The organism is Cellulomonas jepli (assembly GCF_047229345.1).
GTDB lineage: Bacteria > Actinomycetota > Actinomycetes > Actinomycetales > Cellulomonadaceae > Cellulomonas_A.
Genome location: NZ_JBFTER010000111.1, coordinates 1 through 16,930 on the forward strand (window position 1 = coordinate 1; position 16,930 = coordinate 16,930).

The 16,930-nt window shown below is 73.8% G+C and carries 19 protein-coding genes; 2 read left to right on the plus strand and 17 right to left on the minus strand.

Going from position 1 to position 16,930, the window contains the following annotated elements:
* Positions 1–699: endo-1,4-beta-xylanase (locus AB6N24_RS19550; protein WP_412871045.1), on the plus strand; the 699-nt coding region annotated here is incomplete at its 5' end.
* Between the two features lie 211 nt (positions 700–910).
* Positions 911–2,476: a glycoside hydrolase family 62 protein gene (locus tag AB6N24_RS19555; RefSeq protein ID WP_412871046.1), complete on the plus strand. Its 1,566-nt coding sequence runs from the start codon at positions 911–913 to the stop codon at positions 2,474–2,476.
* Positions 2,477–2,602: 126 nt separating this feature from the next.
* Here AB6N24_RS19555 and csrA read toward each other — a convergent pair whose 3' ends face one another.
* From csrA to AB6N24_RS19640, 17 genes are all read right to left on the minus strand, one after another.
* Positions 2,603–2,905 carry a carbon storage regulator CsrA gene (csrA, locus tag AB6N24_RS19560; protein WP_412871047.1) on the minus strand — a complete coding sequence of 101 codons (303 nt, stop codon included), beginning with the start codon at positions 2,903–2,905 and terminating at the stop codon, positions 2,603–2,605.
* A gap of 60 nt (positions 2,906–2,965) precedes the next feature.
* Complete coding sequence (locus tag AB6N24_RS19565) at positions 2,966–4,231, minus strand: hypothetical protein (RefSeq protein ID WP_412871048.1); 1,266 nt, start codon at positions 4,229–4,231, stop codon at positions 2,966–2,968.
* Positions 4,209–6,266, minus strand: a complete 2,058-nt coding sequence (locus tag AB6N24_RS19570) for a flagellar biosynthesis protein FlhA (protein ID WP_412871049.1) — start codon at positions 6,264–6,266, stop codon at positions 4,209–4,211. Before AB6N24_RS19570 ends, AB6N24_RS19565 begins: the two co-directional genes overlap by 23 nt.
* A gap of 17 nt (positions 6,267–6,283) precedes the next feature.
* Positions 6,284–7,489 (minus strand): EscU/YscU/HrcU family type III secretion system export apparatus switch protein, encoded by a 1,206-nt coding sequence (locus AB6N24_RS19575; RefSeq protein WP_412871050.1) that lies wholly within the window; start codon positions 7,487–7,489, stop codon positions 6,284–6,286.
* The gene (locus AB6N24_RS19580) at positions 7,486–8,244 is read right to left on the minus strand and encodes a flagellar biosynthetic protein FliR (protein WP_412871051.1); all 759 of its coding nucleotides are present in this window, start codon (positions 8,242–8,244) and stop codon (positions 7,486–7,488) included. The genes AB6N24_RS19575 and AB6N24_RS19580 overlap by 4 nt, the downstream gene beginning before the upstream one ends.
* 19 nt (positions 8,245–8,263) lie before the next feature.
* Entirely contained in the window at positions 8,264–8,536 is a 273-nt protein-coding gene (fliQ, locus tag AB6N24_RS19585; RefSeq protein WP_412871052.1) for a flagellar biosynthesis protein FliQ, read from the minus strand.
* Positions 8,537–8,538: 2 nt separating this feature from the next.
* Positions 8,539–9,423, minus strand: a complete 885-nt coding sequence (fliP, locus tag AB6N24_RS19590) for a flagellar type III secretion system pore protein FliP (protein ID WP_412871053.1) — start codon at positions 9,421–9,423, stop codon at positions 8,539–8,541.
* Positions 9,420–10,082 (minus strand): flagellar biosynthetic protein FliO, encoded by a 663-nt coding sequence (locus tag AB6N24_RS19595; RefSeq protein ID WP_412871054.1) that lies wholly within the window; start codon positions 10,080–10,082, stop codon positions 9,420–9,422. Before AB6N24_RS19595 ends, fliP begins: the two co-directional genes overlap by 4 nt.
* Complete coding sequence (fliN, locus tag AB6N24_RS19600) at positions 10,082–10,792, minus strand: flagellar motor switch protein FliN (RefSeq protein WP_412871055.1); 711 nt, start codon at positions 10,790–10,792, stop codon at positions 10,082–10,084. Before fliN ends, AB6N24_RS19595 begins: the two co-directional genes overlap by 1 nt.
* A complete protein-coding gene (locus tag AB6N24_RS19605; protein ID WP_412871056.1) occupies positions 10,792–11,748 on the minus strand; it encodes a flagellar motor switch protein FliM in 957 nt (318 codons plus the stop codon). The genes fliN and AB6N24_RS19605 overlap by 1 nt, the downstream gene beginning before the upstream one ends.
* Before the next feature lie 157 nt (positions 11,749–11,905).
* Complete coding sequence (locus AB6N24_RS19610; RefSeq protein WP_412871057.1) at positions 11,906–12,436, minus strand: flagellar basal body-associated FliL family protein; 531 nt, start codon at positions 12,434–12,436, stop codon at positions 11,906–11,908.
* Between the two features lie 2 nt (positions 12,437–12,438).
* Entirely contained in the window at positions 12,439–13,416 is a 978-nt protein-coding gene (locus AB6N24_RS19615; protein WP_412871058.1) for an OmpA/MotB family protein, read from the minus strand.
* Positions 13,413–14,180 carry a motility protein A gene (locus AB6N24_RS19620; RefSeq protein WP_412871059.1) on the minus strand — a complete coding sequence of 256 codons (768 nt, stop codon included), beginning with the start codon at positions 14,178–14,180 and terminating at the stop codon, positions 13,413–13,415. The genes AB6N24_RS19615 and AB6N24_RS19620 overlap by 4 nt, the downstream gene beginning before the upstream one ends.
* Positions 14,180–14,524, minus strand: coding sequence for a flagellar FlbD family protein (locus tag AB6N24_RS19625; RefSeq protein ID WP_412871060.1), 345 nt, complete (start codon positions 14,522–14,524; stop codon positions 14,180–14,182). The genes AB6N24_RS19620 and AB6N24_RS19625 overlap by 1 nt, the downstream gene beginning before the upstream one ends.
* Positions 14,525–14,776: 252 nt before the next feature.
* Positions 14,777–15,961 carry a flagellar hook protein FlgE gene (locus tag AB6N24_RS19630; protein WP_412871061.1) on the minus strand — a complete coding sequence of 395 codons (1,185 nt, stop codon included), beginning with the start codon at positions 15,959–15,961 and terminating at the stop codon, positions 14,777–14,779.
* Between the two features lie 38 nt (positions 15,962–15,999).
* On the minus strand, positions 16,000–16,446 hold the full coding sequence (locus AB6N24_RS19635) for a flagellar hook assembly protein FlgD (protein ID WP_412871062.1): 447 nt from the start codon (positions 16,444–16,446) through the stop codon (positions 16,000–16,002).
* Between the two features lie 12 nt (positions 16,447–16,458).
* Positions 16,459–16,930, minus strand: a 472-nt coding sequence (locus AB6N24_RS19640; RefSeq protein ID WP_412871063.1) for a flagellar hook-length control protein FliK, incomplete at its 5' end; no start/stop codon positions are given.

Genomic DNA, 16,930 nt, shown 5'->3' on the forward strand with positions numbered 1-16,930 from the left:
ATCGACTGCGTCGGGCTGCAGTCCCACTTCAACCCGCAGAGCCCCGTCCCGGCCAACTACCAGACCACCCTGTCGTCCTTCGCCGCGCTCGGCGTCGACGTCCAGATCACCGAGCTCGACATCGAGGGCTCGGGGTCGCAGCAGGCCGAGAACTACCGCCGCGTCGTCAACGCCTGCCTCGCCGTCGCCCGCTGCACGGGCATCACGGTGTGGGGAGTCCGCGACACCGACTCCTGGCGCGCGTCGGGCACCCCGCTCCTCTTCGACGGGTCCGGCAACAAGAAGGCCGCCTACACCGCGACCCTCGACGCCCTCAACGGCGGCGACCCGGTCGACCCGACGCCCGACCCGACCCCGACCACGCCGCAGCCCACGGGCGGGACCGGGGCCTGCAAGGTCGTCTACGCCGCGCCGAGCCAGTGGCAGAGCGGCTTCACCGCGAACGTCCGCATCACCAACAACGGCCGGGCCGTCGACGGCTGGTCGCTGACGTGGACGTTCCCGGGCAACCAGACGGTGACGAACGCCTGGAACACCGTGGTGACGCAGAACGGTGCCCAGGTGACGGCCCGCAACGCCGGCTACAACGCACAGATCCCGGCGGGCGGCACCGTCGAGATCGGCTTCAACGGCTCCTTCAGCGGGAGCAACACGGCGCCCACGAGCTTCGCGCTCAACGGCGTGACCTGCACGGGGTGAGCACCCGACGCCGTCCCGGTCACGCAGCCCGCTGACGCGGACGACACGACCTGACGGCACCGCCGGCCACCGTCCGTCCCTCGCGGACGGTGGTGGCCGGCACCACCTCGTGGTCCACGGTCCCCGGCGCGGCTCCTCGCGCCGGGGACCACCCCTGAGGGACGTCGCAGCCGACCCACCGGCGCCGGTGGGCGCACGGAGAGAGGCACGCATGAGAAGCACAGCACGCCGCACACGGCGCACGGTCGTCGCGCTCGTCCTCACGGCCGCCACCGCGGTCGCCGGGCTCGTCCTCAGCGCACCGGCGCAGTCCGCGGCCGGCACCCGCACCGCGACAGGTGCGGCGCCGGCGCAGGTCGCGGGCGGCTGCTCGGTCGCCTACACCGCCCCGAGCCAGTGGCAGACCGGGTTCACCGCGAGCGTCCGGATCACGAACCACGGACCGGCCGTCGACGGGTGGACCCTCACCTGGACCTTCCCCGGCAACCAGACGGTGACGAACGCATGGAACGCCGTCGTGCAGCAGAGCGGTGCGCGGGTCACCGCGCGGAACGCGCCCTACAACGGGCGCCTCGCGACCGGCGGGACCGTGGACCTCGGCTTCAACGGCTCGTACAGCGGCAGCAACCCGGCGCCCACCGCCTTCGCGCTCGACGGGACGCCGTGCACCGGCCCGGGCCCGGTCGTCACACCGGCTCCCACCCCCACGCTCACGCCGACACCCACGGCCACCCCGACATCCACGGCCACCCCGACCGCCACCCCGACCCCGTCGGCCACGCCCACCCCGACGCCGACCGCGACTCCCCCGGCGGCCGCGCTGCCCTCGAGCTTCCGGTGGTCGTCGACCGGCGCGATCATCGCCCCGAAGCGGGACGCCACGCACAACCCGGTGGCCATCAAGGACCCGTCGGTCGTGTTCGCCGAGGGCCGGTGGCACGTGTTCGCGTCGGTCGTGGAGAACGGCGGCTACAACCTGGTCCACACGAGCTTCACCGACTGGTCACAGGCGTCGTCCGCGTCCCACTACTACCTCGACCGCTCGGCGATCGGCACCGGCTACCGGGCCGCCCCGCAGGTGTTCTGGTTCGCGCCGCACCAGCGCTGGTACCTCGTCTACCAGACCGGCGCCGGCGGCTCGTACTCGACGACGCGGACCATCTCCGACCCGTCGTCGTGGTCGGCCCCGAGGAACTTCTACGCCGAGCAGCCCGCGGTCATCCGGGACAACATCGGCGACGGCTACTGGGTCGACTTCTGGACCGTCTGCGACACCACGACGTGCTACCTGTTCTCGTCCGACGACAACGGTCACCTGTACCGCTCGGAGACGCCGCTCGCGAGCTTCCCGGGCGGGTTCACGAACACGGTGATCGCGATGGAGGACCCCGACCGGTACCGGCTCTTCGAGGCCTCGAACGTCTACAAGGTCGCCGGTCAGGACACCTGGCTGCTGGTGCACGAGGCGTTCGGCACGGACGGCAAGCGGTACTTCCGGTCGTGGACCGCGCCGTCGGTCGAGGGTCCGTGGGCGGCGCTCGCCGACACCGAGGCGAACCCGTTCGCCCGCGCGAGCAACGTGACGTTCCCGGGCGGCGCCTGGACCCGCGACATCAGCCACGGCGAGATGATCCGCTCGGGCACCGACCAGACGATGGAGATCAGCGCCTGCGACCTGCGCTACGCCTACCAGGGGATGGACCCCGCGTCGACGGCCGACTACAACGACCTGCCGTGGCGGATCGGGCTGCTGACGCAGACGAGCTCGGTCTGCTGACGACCGCGCCCGGTCGTCGGTGGCTGCCACCGGCGACCGGGCGGCGTCGTGACCTGCGGCACCCGCACCGCGCGATGGCTACTCCGCGCGATGGCTACTCCGCGCGGTGGCTACTCCGCGCGGTGGCTACTCCGCGCGCTCGGTGCCCGCGTGCGGCTCGGCGCTCGACGCCGCCTCGGGTGCGGGCACGGGCTTCGCCGGCGGGCGCGGCACGAGCTTCTGCAGCGCCTCCGCGTCGGCGTCGGTGACCGCGCTGGCCTCGACGTTCGCGGCGGTGACCGCCTCGATGACCTCGGCCCGGTGCACGCGCACCGAGCGCGGGGCGTCGATGCCGAGGCGCACGCCGTCGCTGCGCACCTCGATCACCGTCAGGACGATGTCGTCCCCGATGAGGAGGCGTTCGCCGACGCGACGGCTCAGGACCAGCATGCGAACGACCCTACCTGCCGGAGCCCGGGGCGCTCCTGCCGTGCGGCGGGTGTCGCGCCGTCAGTCCCAGCGCGCGTCGTCCCCGAGGTGCTGGCTCAGGGCCGCCGCCCACGCGACGCGCGTCGCGGGGATGCCGTCGATCCAGGCGACCGGGACGGGCAGGTCGAGGACCGTGCCGGGCTCGGTGGTCTCGAACAGGCCGCGCACCGCGAGCACGTCGACCGCCCGCTGCGAGCCGACCTCGCCGAGCCACCGCTCGCAGTCGCGGGCCTTGTCGCGCGCGTCGACGACGCCCCACACCTGGTCGGCGTCGAGCGCCGCGAGGATCGCGGCGGCGTGGGTGCGGTCGTCGGGCTCCGGCCCGACGCCGAGCACGACGAGCGCCACGTCCCCCGACTCCCCCGAGCGGGCGCGCCAGCGCTCGGCGGCGGCGGGGGTCGTGAGCCGCCGGCCACGCCCGGGCACGTGCTCGACCTCGCCCGCGAGCACGATGCCGGCCGGCGCCTGGCGGAGCCGCTCGGCGAGCTGGCCCGCGACGGTCATGGCGTCCTCGCCCCGCCCGACGACGACCACGACCGAGCCGCGCGTGCGCACGAGGTGCGGGGCGTCGGGCACGTGCGCGAGCAGCCCGGAGAGCGTCGCGGGGACGCCGGGCGGCAGGTCGGCGAGCAGGCGGTGCGGGACGCCGAGCCGGACGAGGGCCTCGCGGGAGCGCGCGGCACCCGCGCCGGGTGCGGCGTCGGGCACGAGCACGGCGGGTGCGGTGGGGGCCGCGGGGGGCTTGCTCAGCACGACGGGCGCGGCCGCGTCGTCCTCCGGGACCGCGGGCACGGCCGGCGGCGCGAGCGGCGAGAACACGCGCTCGGCGGGTGCCGGGACCTCGACGTCCGCGGGCAGCGGCTGCCCGCCCGCCATCGCCCGGACCTGCTCGAGCACCGAGGCGAACGACTCGGCGCCGGTCGAGACGCGCGGCGTGCCGTCGTCGGGCGCAGCGCCGGTCCCCTGCGCCGCGCCGGGCGCGGCACCCGCGCTCAGCGAGGCCGGGTCGTCGGCCTCGGCCGCCTCCGCGGCGGCGAGCAGCGCGTCGATCCCGACCGGACCTCCCGCTGCGGCCGTGGGCGGCTGGCGCAGCGCGCGCGGGCGGGGGCGCGGGGCCTCCGGGACCTCGACGGTCAGCTCGTAGCGCTCGCGCGCGAAGAAGCCCGCGACCCCGCCGGTGCGGATGCGCTCGGCGCGCACGATCCGGGCGGTGGGCCCGAACTCCTCGCGCACGTGCACCATGAGCTCGGCGAGGTCACCCCCCTCAAGAAGCAATCGCGTGGACACCGGTCACCACCCCGACGGTCTCGATCTGGATGCCGGCGCCGGTGACCTCGGAGTACGAGAGGACCGGGAGCCGCGGGAGGCCGAGCAGCACGAGGCGGCGCAGTGCCGGGCGCAGCGCGGGCGCGCACACCAGCACGACCGGGTTCCCGCTCGCCTCGGCGGCCGCGACGGCGTTGCCGAGCTGGGCGAGGATCGCGTCGAGGCGCGCCGGGTCGACGAGGACCTGGGACCCCGTGTCCGACGGCCGCAAGTTCTCCACGAGCGACTGCTCGAGGCCCGGGTCGAGCGTGATCACGCGCAGCGCGCCGCCCGCGGTGTACTGCGCGGTCAGCGCCGGGCCGAGCGCCCCGCGCGCCGCCTCGACGAGCTGCTCGGGGTCGGTCGTGACCTTCGCCCGCAGCGTGAGCGCCTCGTAGATGCGGGACAGGTCGCGGATCGCGACCTCCTCGGCGAGCAGGCCCTGCAGCACGCGCTGCACCTCGCCGAGCGACAGCAGCCCGGGCACGAGCTCGTCGACGACCGACGGGTTGACCTGCTTGACGCCCTCCGTCAGCACGCGCACGTCCTCGCGGCCGAGCAGGCGCGGGGCGTTCTGCGTGATGATCGCGCCGAGGTGCGTGATGAGCACGGACACGCGGTCGACGACCGTCGCGCCCGCCATCTCCGCGGCGTGCCGCAGCTCGGCGGGGACCCACTTGCCCGCGAGGCCGAAGACCGGCTCGACGACGCTCTGCCCCGGCAGCGACCCGAGGTCGTCGCCGAGCGCGAGCACGCGACCGCCGGGCGCCTCGCCGCGGCCGACCTCGACGCCCGCGATCCGCACGACGTACGTCGCGCGCGGCAGGTCCACCGAGTCGCGGGTGCGGACCGGCGGGACGACGATCCCGAGGTCCATCGCGATCTTGCGGCGCAAGCCCCGCACCCGCACGAGCAGGTCCTGGTCCGGGCCCGAGCCGACGAGGTCGACCAGGTCGGGGGCGAGCAGGATCTCGAGGGTGTGCACGCGCATCTGCTCGATGAGCTGCTCGGGGCTGTCCGCCGACGGCGCGACGGCCTCGGCGGCGACCTGGACCTCGCCCGCGGCGGCGTCGCGCTTCTCGGCGGCACCCAGACGCTGCGCGGCAATCAGGAGCGCGGCGCCCACGAGGACGAACGGCGGCTTGGGCATCCCCGGCAGGAGCGCGAGGCAGATCGCGCCGACGCCGGCGATGAGCAGCGCGGGCCGGCTCTGCAGCAGCTGCTTGGAGGCGACGGACCCGAGGTCGCCCTCGGCGGTCGCGCGGGTCACGACGATGCCGGTCGCGACCGAGAGCAGCAGCGCGGGGATCTGCGTGACGAGGCCGTCGCCGATCGTCAGGAGGCTGAACCGCTCGAGCGCCTCGGGCGCGGACATCCCCATCTGGACCATGCCGATGACGAAGCCGCCGACGAGGTTGATGACCGTGATGATGATGCCCGCGATCGCGTCGCCCTTGACGAACTTCGACCCACCGTCCATCGCGCCGTAGAAGTCGGCCTCGGCGGCCACGTCGGCGCGGCGCCGGCGGGCGGTGTCGTCGTCGATCAGGCCCGAGTTGAGGTCGGCGTCGATCGCCATCTGCTTGCCGGGCATCGCGTCGAGCGTGAACCGCGCACCGACCTCGGCGACGCGGCCCGCGCCGTTGGTGATGACGACGAACTGGATGACGACGAGGATCAGGAAGATCACGAGGCCGATGACGAGCGAGCCGCCGACCACGAAGTGCCCGAACGCGTCGATGACCGCGCCCGCGTAGCCGTCGCGCAGCACGAGGCGCGTGCTCGCGACGTTGAGCCCGAGCCGGAACAGCGTGAACACGAGGATGAGCGACGGGAACACCGAGAAGTCGAGCGGGCGGCGCACGTACATGCTCGTGAGCAGGATGACGAGCGACGCGGTGATGTTGACGGCGAGCAGCACGTCGAGCATCGCCGCGGGCAGCGGCACCACGAGCAGCAGGACGATGCCCACGACGCCCGCGGGCACCGCGAACTGGGTGATCGACCGGTTCTTCATGCGCTGACCTTCCGGGGTCATGAGGTCGCGTCCGCGGTCGCGGACGGACGGGGTTCGGGGGTCGACGGGCTCGTCGACGGGGCACGGCGGGCGGCGGCCCGGTGACGACGCGGGTCCGCGGCCTCGGGCGGCAGCTCGCTCGGTCCGGTGGGCAGCCGGTGCTGACCGAGCGCGGCGCCGCGCCGGCGCAGCGCCATGACGAACGCGAGGATGCGCGCGACGGCCGTGTACAGGTACTCGGGGACCTCCTGGCCGATCTCGCACGCGGCGTGCAGCGCACGGGCGAGCGGGATGTCCTCGACCATCGGGACGCGCTTGTCGGTCGCCTCGGCGCGGATGCGCGTCGCGACGGCCCCGGCGCCCTTGGCGACGACGCGCGGGGCGCCGGTGCCCGGCTCGTAGCGCAGGGCGACGGCGACGTGCGTCGGGTTGACGAGGACGACGTCCGCGTCGGCGACGGCCGCCATCATGCGGTTGCGGCTCATCGCCATCTGCTTGGAGCGGATCGCGCCCTTGAGGAGCGGGTCGCCCTCGGTGCGCTTGTTCTCGTCCTTGATCTCCTGCAGCGACATCCGCGTCTGCTTGCGGTTGCGCTTCATGACCACGATCACGTCGAGGACCGCGAGCGCGACGCCCGCCGCGATGCCACCGCGCAGGAGGTCGGTCACGCCGCCCTCGGCGACGCCGAGGAGCTGGCTCACGGAGAGCTGGCCGGAGCCCATCAGCACCGGGACGAGCGACTGGACGCCGGCGTAGAGCACGACGCCGACGACGGCGGTCTTGAGCAGCGTCTTGGCGCCCTGCCACAGCGACTGCCCCGACACCATGTTCTTGACGCCCTTGAACACGTTGAGCTGCTTCATGTGCACGGTGACCTTGCGCGGGTGGATCCCGCCCTGGCCCGCGGCGACGGCGATCGTGACGACGACGACGAGGGCGAAGATCGGCAGCAGGGTCGTGCCCAGGGACGCGCCCGCGTCCGCGAGCGCCTGCACCGCGAGCGCCGGCTCGGGGTTCGCGGCGACGTCCCGCACGGCCGTGAGCTGCGCGACGGCGGCGTCGCCCCCGCGCTCGAGCACCATCGGCAGCGCGACGGCGGCGGCGCCGAGCCCGACCCACGCGGACAGGTCCTGGGACCGGGAGAGCTGCCCCTTCCTGCGGACCTCCTTCATCCGCTGCGGGGTGGCCTTCTCGGTCTTCTCCCCGCCGTCCCCGCCGCTCATGCGGACACCCCGAGGACGGTGCGCACCGCGGTGGAGACGAGGCCCTCGATCTGCCCGGGCATCGCGAGGTACGCGAAGCCGGCGAACGTGACCGTCATCAAGATCTTGAGCGGGAAGCCCAGCGCGAACGCGTTGAGCGCCGGGGAGACGCGCGTGAGCAGCCCGAGCCCGACGTCGGTCAGGAAGAGGATCACGACGAGCGGGCCGGCGATCTGCAGCGACGCGAGGAACATCTGCGTGAGGCCCTCGGTCACCTGCTCGGCCATGACCGCGAGGTCCAGGGTGGCCCCGAGCGGCAGCGCGTCGAACGTGCGGACGAGTCCCGCGAGCACCATCTGGTAGCCGTTGGTCACGAACAGCAGCACGAGCGCCGTGAGCTGGTAGAGCCGCGCGAACTGCGCGCCGCTCGTCATCTGCATGGGGTCGAACGCCGCGGCCATCTGGAAGCCGCCGAACAGGTCGATCAGGTTGCCGGCCGACTGGACTGCGGAGAACACGAGCGCGACGAGGAACCCGAGCCCGCCGCCGATCACGACCTGCGCGACGAGCTCCCCGACGAACTGCGGCGTCGACGCGGGGGCTCCCCCGGCGGCCTCGAGGCGCGGGGTCACCGCGAGCGCGAGGCCGAGTGCGAGCATGACCTTGATCTGCGCGGGGATCGCCCGGTGCGCGAACGGCGGCGCGATCACGAGGAACGCGGCGATCCGCACGCCCGCGAGCATCGCCGTCTCGACGGTCGCGAGCGGCAGAGTCATCCCCAGCGGCTCCACGGCGTCAGCCGCCCAGCAGCGCGGGGATGCGCGCGTACAGGTCGTTCGTGAACGAGACGAGCTCGGAGATCATCCAGTGGCCCGAGACGAGCAGCGCGGCCGCGGCGGCGAGGGCCTTGGGCACGAAGCTGAGCGTGACCTCCTGGATCTGGGTGATCGACTGCAGGAGCGACACGATGAAGCCGACGACGAGGGCCGTGACCAGCACGGGCGCCGCGAGCTTGGCCGAGAGGACGAGGGCGTCGAGGCCGATGTCGAGGACGGCGTTTGTGTCCACGCTCAGCCCCCGCCCATGTACGAGCCGATGAGCGCGGTGACGACGAGACCCCAGCCGTCGACGAGCACGAAGAGCAGGAGCTTGAACGGCAGCGAGACCATGACGGGCGGCAGCATCATCATGCCCATCGACATCAGCGCCGCGGACACGACGATGTCGATCACGAGGAACGGCACGAAGACGACGAACCCGATGATGAACGCGGCCCGCAGCTCCGAGAGCATGAACGCCGGGATGAGCGTGAGCATCGGCACGGCCTCGGGGCTCTCCGGGTTGGGCTGGTCAGCGGCGCGCGTGATGAGCGCGAGGTCCGACTCCCGGGTGTGGTCGAGCATGAAGTCGCGCAGCGGGGCCGAGCCGACGTCGACGGCCTGCGTGAACGTGAGCTGGCCGGCGAGGTAGGGCTGGACGCCGAGCTCGTTCACGTCGCCGACGACCGGCGCCATGATGAACAGGCTGAGGAACAGCGCGAGCCCGGCGATGACCTGGTTGGGCGGGACGCCCTGCAGGCCCAGCGCGTTCCGGGTCAGGGCCAGGACGACGAAGATCTTGGTGAAGCTCGTCATCATGAGCAGCAGCGCGGGCACGACCGAGAGGAGCGTGATCGCGAGCAGGACGACGATCGAGCTGCTCGGCGTGCCGTTGACGCCGTTGATGTCGACCGAGACGGTGTCGCCCGCGGAGCCGCCCGGGTCGACCGGGGCCGTCGGGGCGGCCGGCTGCTCGGGCGGGAGCGGCGCGGCGTCCGCGGAGCCGGCGCCGACGAGCAGCAGCACGAGCGCGAGGGCCGCGACGAGCAGCAGCAGGACGGTGCGCCGGCGCGCGGGGGTCAGCGGCGCGGTGGCGGCGGCGGTGGCCGTCGTGGCGCGCGGGGCGGTCGGGTTCACCGGCGGACCGTGCGTTCCTGGAGCGAGGTGACGGCGCGGCGCCACGTCGCGGGCGACAGGATCGAGCCGTCGAGCGCGGACGCGGTCGCCTGCGTGGGGACGAGCGGCGCCGGGCGGTCGGCGGCGGCGGGCGCAGCCGTCCCCTGGGCCGGGGCGGTGCCTGCCTCGGCCACGTGCGCGGAGGCACCGGCGAGCAGGGCGTCGAGGTCGAGCGGCGCCGGCAGCACCGGCTCGTCGGCGGCGGGCGGCGCCACCGGGACGTCCACCTCGGACGGTGCGGCGAGCGGCGCGGCGGACGGGCGGCCCGCGCGGCGCGCCGCGACGAACGACGTCAGCGACGCGGGGAGCGTGGTCCCCGCGGGCCGCGTCGCGACCTCGCGGCCCGGCGCCGGCGTCGCGTCGAGCACCGGGGCGAGCTCGGTGAGCATCGTGACCTGCTGCTCGCCGTAGCCCAGCAGCAGCCGGCGGTTCCCGACCGCGAGCACCGCGACGCCCGCGTGCCGGCCGAGCGACTGCCGGCCGACGACCTGCAGCGACGGCCCCGCGGGCAGGCGGCGGCCCGGCGTCGCGCCGACCTTGCGCGCGACGACCCAGATCAGGCCGACGACGCAGAGGAGCGAGACCACCACGCGCAGCAGCAGCACGGGACCGTCGTCCATCAGAGGGTGCCCTGCTCGCCCGCGACGATCTCCGTGATCCGGATCCCGTAGTCCTCGTCGACGACGACGACCTCGCCGCGGGCGACGAGCCGGCCGTTGACCATGATGTCCGCCGGGCTGCCGGCGGCGCGGTCGAGCTCGAGCACCGCACCGGGCGTCAGCTCGAGGACCTGCCGCACGGGCAGCCGGGTCCGGCCGAGCTCGGCCGTGAGCGTCATCTCGACGTCGTAGAGCACGTGCATGCTGGCCCGCTGCGTGGGGACGCCCGGGACCTGCACGACGGCGCCCGGCTCGGCGCGCACGCGCAGTGCGAACCAGGCCTGCGCGACGCCGTCGCGCTCGAGGGCGAACAGCAGCGCGTCGTCCGCGACCGCGGTCCCGGCCGGCTCGGTGCGGGCCGAGTCGAGCACGCCGGCGCCGAGCACCGCGCACGCACCCTCGAGGGCCGGGCGCAGCGCGTCGGCGAGCGCGAGCGGCGCACCGCCCTCGGCGCCCGCGAGCAGCGCACCCGCGACGGCCTCCTCCGCGACGAGCACCAGGTCCGCGCTCGGCGAGCCGACGAACGACGCGACGACGGCGGTGGCCGTCGGGGCGGGTCCCGTGCCCGGGCGCGCCGGGACGGCCGTCAGCGGGACGGTCGCGGGCACGAGGCGGGCCACCGCGGTCGCCGCGGCGAGCGCGGTGTCGGTGAGCGTGGCGGTGGGGTTCATCAGTGGTTCTCCTCGACGGTGACGACCATGCAGGCGAGCCGGGAACCGTTGTTCCCGGCCGCGGCTCGTGCGAGCACGACCCCGTCGACGACCACGTCCAGCGGCTTCGTCGTGGGGTGGGACAGGGGCAGGACCTCGCCGACCGTGAGGGCGAGGACGTCGCGCGGGCTGACGACGACGGGCGCGAAGCGCACCGACACGTCGACCGGCACCTCCTGCACCGCGGCGTCGAGCTCGACGAGGGCGAGGGCGTGCGCGCGGCGCTCGTCGGCGGACCGGGAGTCCGTGCCCTCGCTCGCCCGCATCGACGCGAGCAGCAGCTCGGCGGGGAGCATGAAGGTCGCGGTGTCCTCGCGCTCGCCCGACGTGAGCGTGAACGTCGCCACGAGCACCGAGTCGGACGCGCCGACGGCCTGGACGAACTGGGGGTTGTACTGCACGGAGCGGACGCTCACGTCGAGCGGCATGAGCGCGGCGAACGCGTAGGACAGGTCGCCGAGCGCGTGCTGCAGCAGGTCGCGGACGAGCATGAGCTCGATCTCGGTGAGCTCGCGCCCCTCGCGCTCGTCGCCGACGCCGTTGCCGCCGAGCAGGTAGTCGATCCACACCATGAGCGCGCTCACGGGCATCTGGACGACGGCCGTCTGGCGCGTCTGCTCGACCGTGCACAGGACCATCGCGGTCGAGGCCGGGAGCGCGCGCACGTACTCGTCGTAGGAGTGCAGGGTGACGCCGTCGAACGTGACGCCGGACATGACCCGCAGGCGCGCGGTGAGCTGCGTGCCCCACTGGCGGGCGAACGTCTCGAACGCCATCTCGAGCACCCGGGCGTGCTCGCGGGCGAGCGTCGTCGGCCGGCGGAAGTCGTACGCCTCGGGCTCGTGCGTGCGGTTGCGCCGCTGCGCAGGGCGCACGGAGGTGGCTGGGGTGTCCTGGACCGTCACGAGAGCACTCATCGGCGGTCCGCGCCGGGATGTGAGGAACTCAGTAGGCCGGCTGGGTGAACGTCTCCGCCCACGGCCCGTCATGGGCCGACGCGTGCGGCGGAGCGGTGCGGCGCCCTCCATGGCGCCCCGAACGACCCGGCTGTGGCAGCCGGTGGCAGCAGCGGTGCTACTGCGTGACGTAGTTCGTCAGGTAGAGGTCCATCACCTCCCCGTGGTAGGCCTCCTCGATCTCGGCGAGCAGCTCGGCCTTGAGCGCGTCGCGGGTCGCGGGGTCGGAGACGGCCGCCATGTCACGGCCGGAGAACTTGGCGATCATGAGGTCGACCGCCTTGGACGGGTCCGGCTCGCCGTGCCCGCCCGCCTCGGCCGTCATCTGCAGGCCGAGGCCGATGCGCAGGTAGTGGCCCGCGGCGAGGTTGACGCTGATCGGCTCGACCGTGAGGACCGCCCCGGGCTCCGGCTCGGGCTCGGCGTGGGCCTCCCCCTCGGCGGCGTGGCCGGGACCCAGGAGGAAGTACCAGGCGGCCCCGCCGCCGAGCACGAGCACCGCCGCGAGCACGACGATCAGGAGCTTCTTCTTGCTCTTGGGCGCGGCCTCCTCCTCGGCGGGCGCCGCGGACTTGGCGCCGATCTTGCCGCTGGGGTTCTTAGGCGCGATCTTCCCGGGGGACGACACGACACGCTGCTCGATGGGCATCTCTACCCCTCCGTTCCGAGGACGGCCGGCAGGAGGTTGCGGACCTGCTCCGGCGCGCTGCTGAGGATGACGAGGTCGACGCGGCGGTTCGCCGCGAGCGCCTCCGGGCTGTCTCCCGCGACGAGCGGGCGGGCGTCGCCGAAGCCGACGGCCATGATGCGGTTGCCGGGCATGCCGTCGGCCTCGACGAGGTGCCGGAGCACCTGCGTCGCGCGGTCCGACGACAGCTCCCAGTTGGTCGGGTACCGGCCCGAGACGGGCACGGTGTTCGCGTGCCCCTCGACCGACACGTTCTCCGGGATCGCGACGAGCGTCGGGCCCGAGACGTCGAGCACGCGGGCTGCGGTCGGCGTGAGCACCGCGCTCGCCGCCGCGAAGAACACGTCGTCGGCGACGAGGCCCATGACGAGGCCCCGCTCGTTGATGCGGAACCGGACGGTGTCCCCGAGGCCGTTCGCCGCGAGCTGCGCGGCGAGCTGGTCGCGCAGGCCCTGGAGCCGGGCGGCCTCCTGCTGCGCCGCCGCGAGCACCTCGGGGTCGACGCCCGGCGGGTCCGGGTCCGCGGCGACCCGCGGGGGCGACGGGTTGGCGCCCTGCTGGCCGAGGCCCGCGTCGGCGTTCACCATCCCGGCGGTCCCCTCGGCGGCCGACGTCTTCGGCTCGATGCTCTGGCCGTCGAGCGTGCCCGACGTGCCGTCGAGGATCGACGGGTTCGAGTTCGTGTTGAAGCCCGCCGCGAGGGAGTCGCGCAGCGCGACGTACTTCTGCTGGTCGACCTGGCTGATCGCGAACAGCACGATGAACAGCGCCATGAGGACCGTGATCATGTCGGAGTAGCTCACGAGCCAGCGCTCGTGGTTGACGTGCTCCTCCTCGTGGCCGCCCTTGTGCCTCCGCCGGGGCGCGCTCTTCGTGGCGTGCGCGCTCGAGCCCTGGCTCGACGTCCCGCCCTTCGGGCGCGTCGCGGCGGGGGCGCTCACGCCGCTGCCTCGGCCGGGGCCTGCTCGGGCAGGAGGCTGCGCAGACGCTCGCCGACGAGCCGCGGGTTCGCGCCGGCCTGGACCGCGAGGAGCCCCTCGACGGTGACCTCCATCTGCGTGCACTCGAGGTCCGAGATGCGCTTGATGCGGGCACCGATCGGCAGCCACACGACGTTCGCCGAGAGGATGCCCCACAGCGTCGCGACGAACGCCGCGGCGATCGAGTGGCCCAGCGAGGCCGGGTCGGACAGGTTCTCGAGCACGTGCACGAGCGAGATGACCGTGCCGATGATGCCGATGGTCGGCGCGTAGCCGCCCATGTCGGCGAAGTACTTGGCGTGCACGCGGTCCGCGGTGCGCTTCGTCGCGATCCTGTCGTCGAGGATCGTGCGCAGGTCCTCGGGGTCCGTGCCGTCGATCGCGGCCTGGAGCCCGCTGCGCAGGAACTGGTCGTCGATGTCGCGGGCGGCGTCCTCGAGCGCGAGCAGCCCCTCGCGGCGCGCCCGGTCGGCCAGGTCGACGATCGTGTCGACCGCGGCGGACGGGTCCGGCGCCTTGCTGCGCATCGCGCGCGGCACGGCCTTGAACGACGAGACGACGTCCTTCATGGTGTGGCCGGCGACGCCGACGCCGATCGTGCCGACCCAGACGAGCAGGAGCGGCGCGGGCAGGAAGATCGACATCGGGTCGGCGCCCTCGAGGAGCAGCGCGCCGAAGATCGCGACGAACGCGACGACGATGCCGATGAGACCGGCGGGATCCATCAGCGGTTCCCCCTCGGGCGGATGGGGACGGGCTGCGCGAGCGGCGCGTCGTGCGCACCCGTGCGCGGCGACGGGGTCGCGGTGCGCGAGCCGACCTCGTGGAGCGGCGCGTGGGTGGCGTCCGCGGCGGGGCCGGCGTGCAGGTCCTGCGCACGGGCCAGGAGCTGGGCGCGGTGCTCGCGGATCGACTCGATGACCTCGGTCATCGACTCCTCGACGATGTACTTGGTGCCGTCGATGAGCGTGAGGATGGTGTCCGGTGCGCTGTCGATGCGCAGCAGCAGGTCGGGGTTCACCCCGAACTGAGGCCCGTTGAGGCGCGTCACGACGATCACAGCCACCATCCCTGGTTCTTCTCGACGGGCCCGTCCATGAGCCCTGCGTCTGTCCTGCTCCTGCACTGATCGGCACGTTCGCCGTGCTTGTGAGCCGTCGCGGTCACGTTGAGCCCCCTCGTGCGGGTGGAACCGCTGGTCATGGCGCCGGACGCGTGTCCGACTCGTGCGCGCGGCCCGGGACCCGCCCGCCCGGAGGTCCGGGACGGGCGGGCACGGGCCGCGTGGGGCCGGACGGCGCCGGCCGGGTGCTCGGGTGCGTCAGCGCTTGAGGTTGACGAGCTCCTGGAGCAGCTCGTCGGACGTCGTGATGACGCGCGAGTTCGCCTGGAAGCCGCGCTGGGCGACGATGAGGTTGGTGAACTCGCTCGACAGGTCGACGTTCGACATCTCGAGCGCGCCGCCCGCGAGGCTGCCCTTGCCGCCGGTGCCCGCGGCACCGATCTGCGCGTCGCCCGAGTTGACGCTCGTGCGGTACAGCGAGCCGCCCGCCTTGGACAGGCCGGCCGGGTTGGTGAAGCTGCCCATCGCGAGCTTGCCGATGGCCTGCTTGAGCCCGTTGCTGAACGAGCCCGTGATCGTGCCGTCGGCGGCGAGCGCGAACGACTCGAGCGTCCCGGCGGCGTAGCCGTCCTGGCTCTTCTTGGCGATCGTGTCGACCCCCGCGAAGCCCGTGACGGTGCTCAGGTCCACCGTGACCGCGCCGACCGCGAACGCCGTCGGGGAGGTGAGCGCGCCCGTGGTGGCGTCGAAGACGAGCGGCGTCGTCGGGTACGTCGCGGTGCCGTCGGTCGCGGACATCGTCCAGCCGGCCGCGCCCTTGGTGAACGTGAGCGCGAGCTCGCGCTGGTTGCCCGTCTCGTCGAACAGCTGCACGACGCGCTCCATCGACGTGCCCACCGCGGCGTCGGCCTTGAGGTTGCCGCCGAAGACCGCCTCGGTCGACGCGTTGGCCTCCATGAGCCGGCCCGCGGGCACGCTCAGGTCGCTCACGGGGCCGTTGGTGTCGATCGCGCCGCCGGGGCCGGCGAGCCAGCCCTGCACGAGCGCACCCTCGCCGGGGAGCACCATCTGGCCGGTCGCGTCGAAGTCGAACGACCCGGCGCGCGTGTAGAACGTCTCGGCGCCCTTGCGGACCATGAAGAAGCCGTCGCCCTGGATCATCATGTCGGTGCTGCGGCCCGTGAGCTGCGAGGCGCCCTGCGTGAAGTTCGTGGTGATGCCGGCGACCTTGACGCCGAGGCCGACCTGCGCCGGGTTGGTGCCACCGTTGCCGGCCTGCGCGCCGCCGGCGTTCTGCACGACCTGGCTCAGCGTGTCCTGGAACTGCACCTGCGAGGCCTTGAAGCCGGTGGTGTTGACGTTGGCGATGTTGTTGCCGGTCACGTCGAGCATCGTCTGGTGGCTGCGGAGGCCCGAGATGCCGGAGAAGAGCGAGCGGAGCATGGGAGGTCCTTTTCGGTGGTGGGTACGACGCTCGCGCGTCAGGAGGCCGGGGTGGTCGGGGTCGTCACCGTGGGTGCGGTGACGCTCGCGACCGAGTCGAGGGGGACCTCCATGTCCCCCACCTTCACTGCGGGTACGGCGCCGGCGTAGGAGACGGCCGAGACGGTGCCCGTCGCCACCTTCCCGTCGGCGCCGGTGTACGTGACGTCCTTGCCGACGAGGTTCGCGGCGGCCATGCGCATCTGCAGCGAGAAGCTCTCGCGCGAGGTCGTGGTGAGCTCGATCAGCTGCTCCATCGTCGTCATCTGCGTGGTCTGGGCCATGAGGTCCGAGCTGTCCATCGGCGAGCTCGGGTCCTGGTTGCGCAGTTGCGTGGTGAGGAGCTGCAGGAAGGCCTGCTTGTCGAGCTCCTTGGTCGCGGCCTTGGCCGGCGGCGTGGCGCCCGCGGCAGTCGCTCCGTAGGCGGAGGACACGTCGATCGTCATGGTGCTCCCTGGTCAGGCGAGGAGGTCGAGCGTGCCGGCCGGGTTGGCGGGCGACGCGGGTCGGGCCGGGACGTCGGAGGCGGCGCCGGGCGCCGGGTCGGAGGTGGACCGGGTGCCGGCGCCACGCGCGGCGAGCGCGTCGCGGCGGGCGTCGTCCTGCGCGCCGGCCTGCTGACCGGCGTCGCGCGAGCCGAGCTCGAGGTCGGCGTCCAGGCCGGCCGAGGCGAGGTCCCGGCGCAGGTCGGCGAGGGAGGCCTTGAGCGCCTCGCGGGCCTGGTCGGTTGCGCCGAGCAGCTCGATGCGGACCGCGTCGGGCGTGATGTGGGCGACGACGCGGACCGGCCCGAAGTGCTCCGGGTCGACCGCGAGCGTGAGCAGGTGCTGCCCGGCCCCGAGGCCGCGCACCGAGGCCAGCCGCGCGCCGAGCTGCTCGGCGAGCGGGACCTGCGGGGCGGGCGCCGGGGCTGCCTGCTCGGCACCGCGC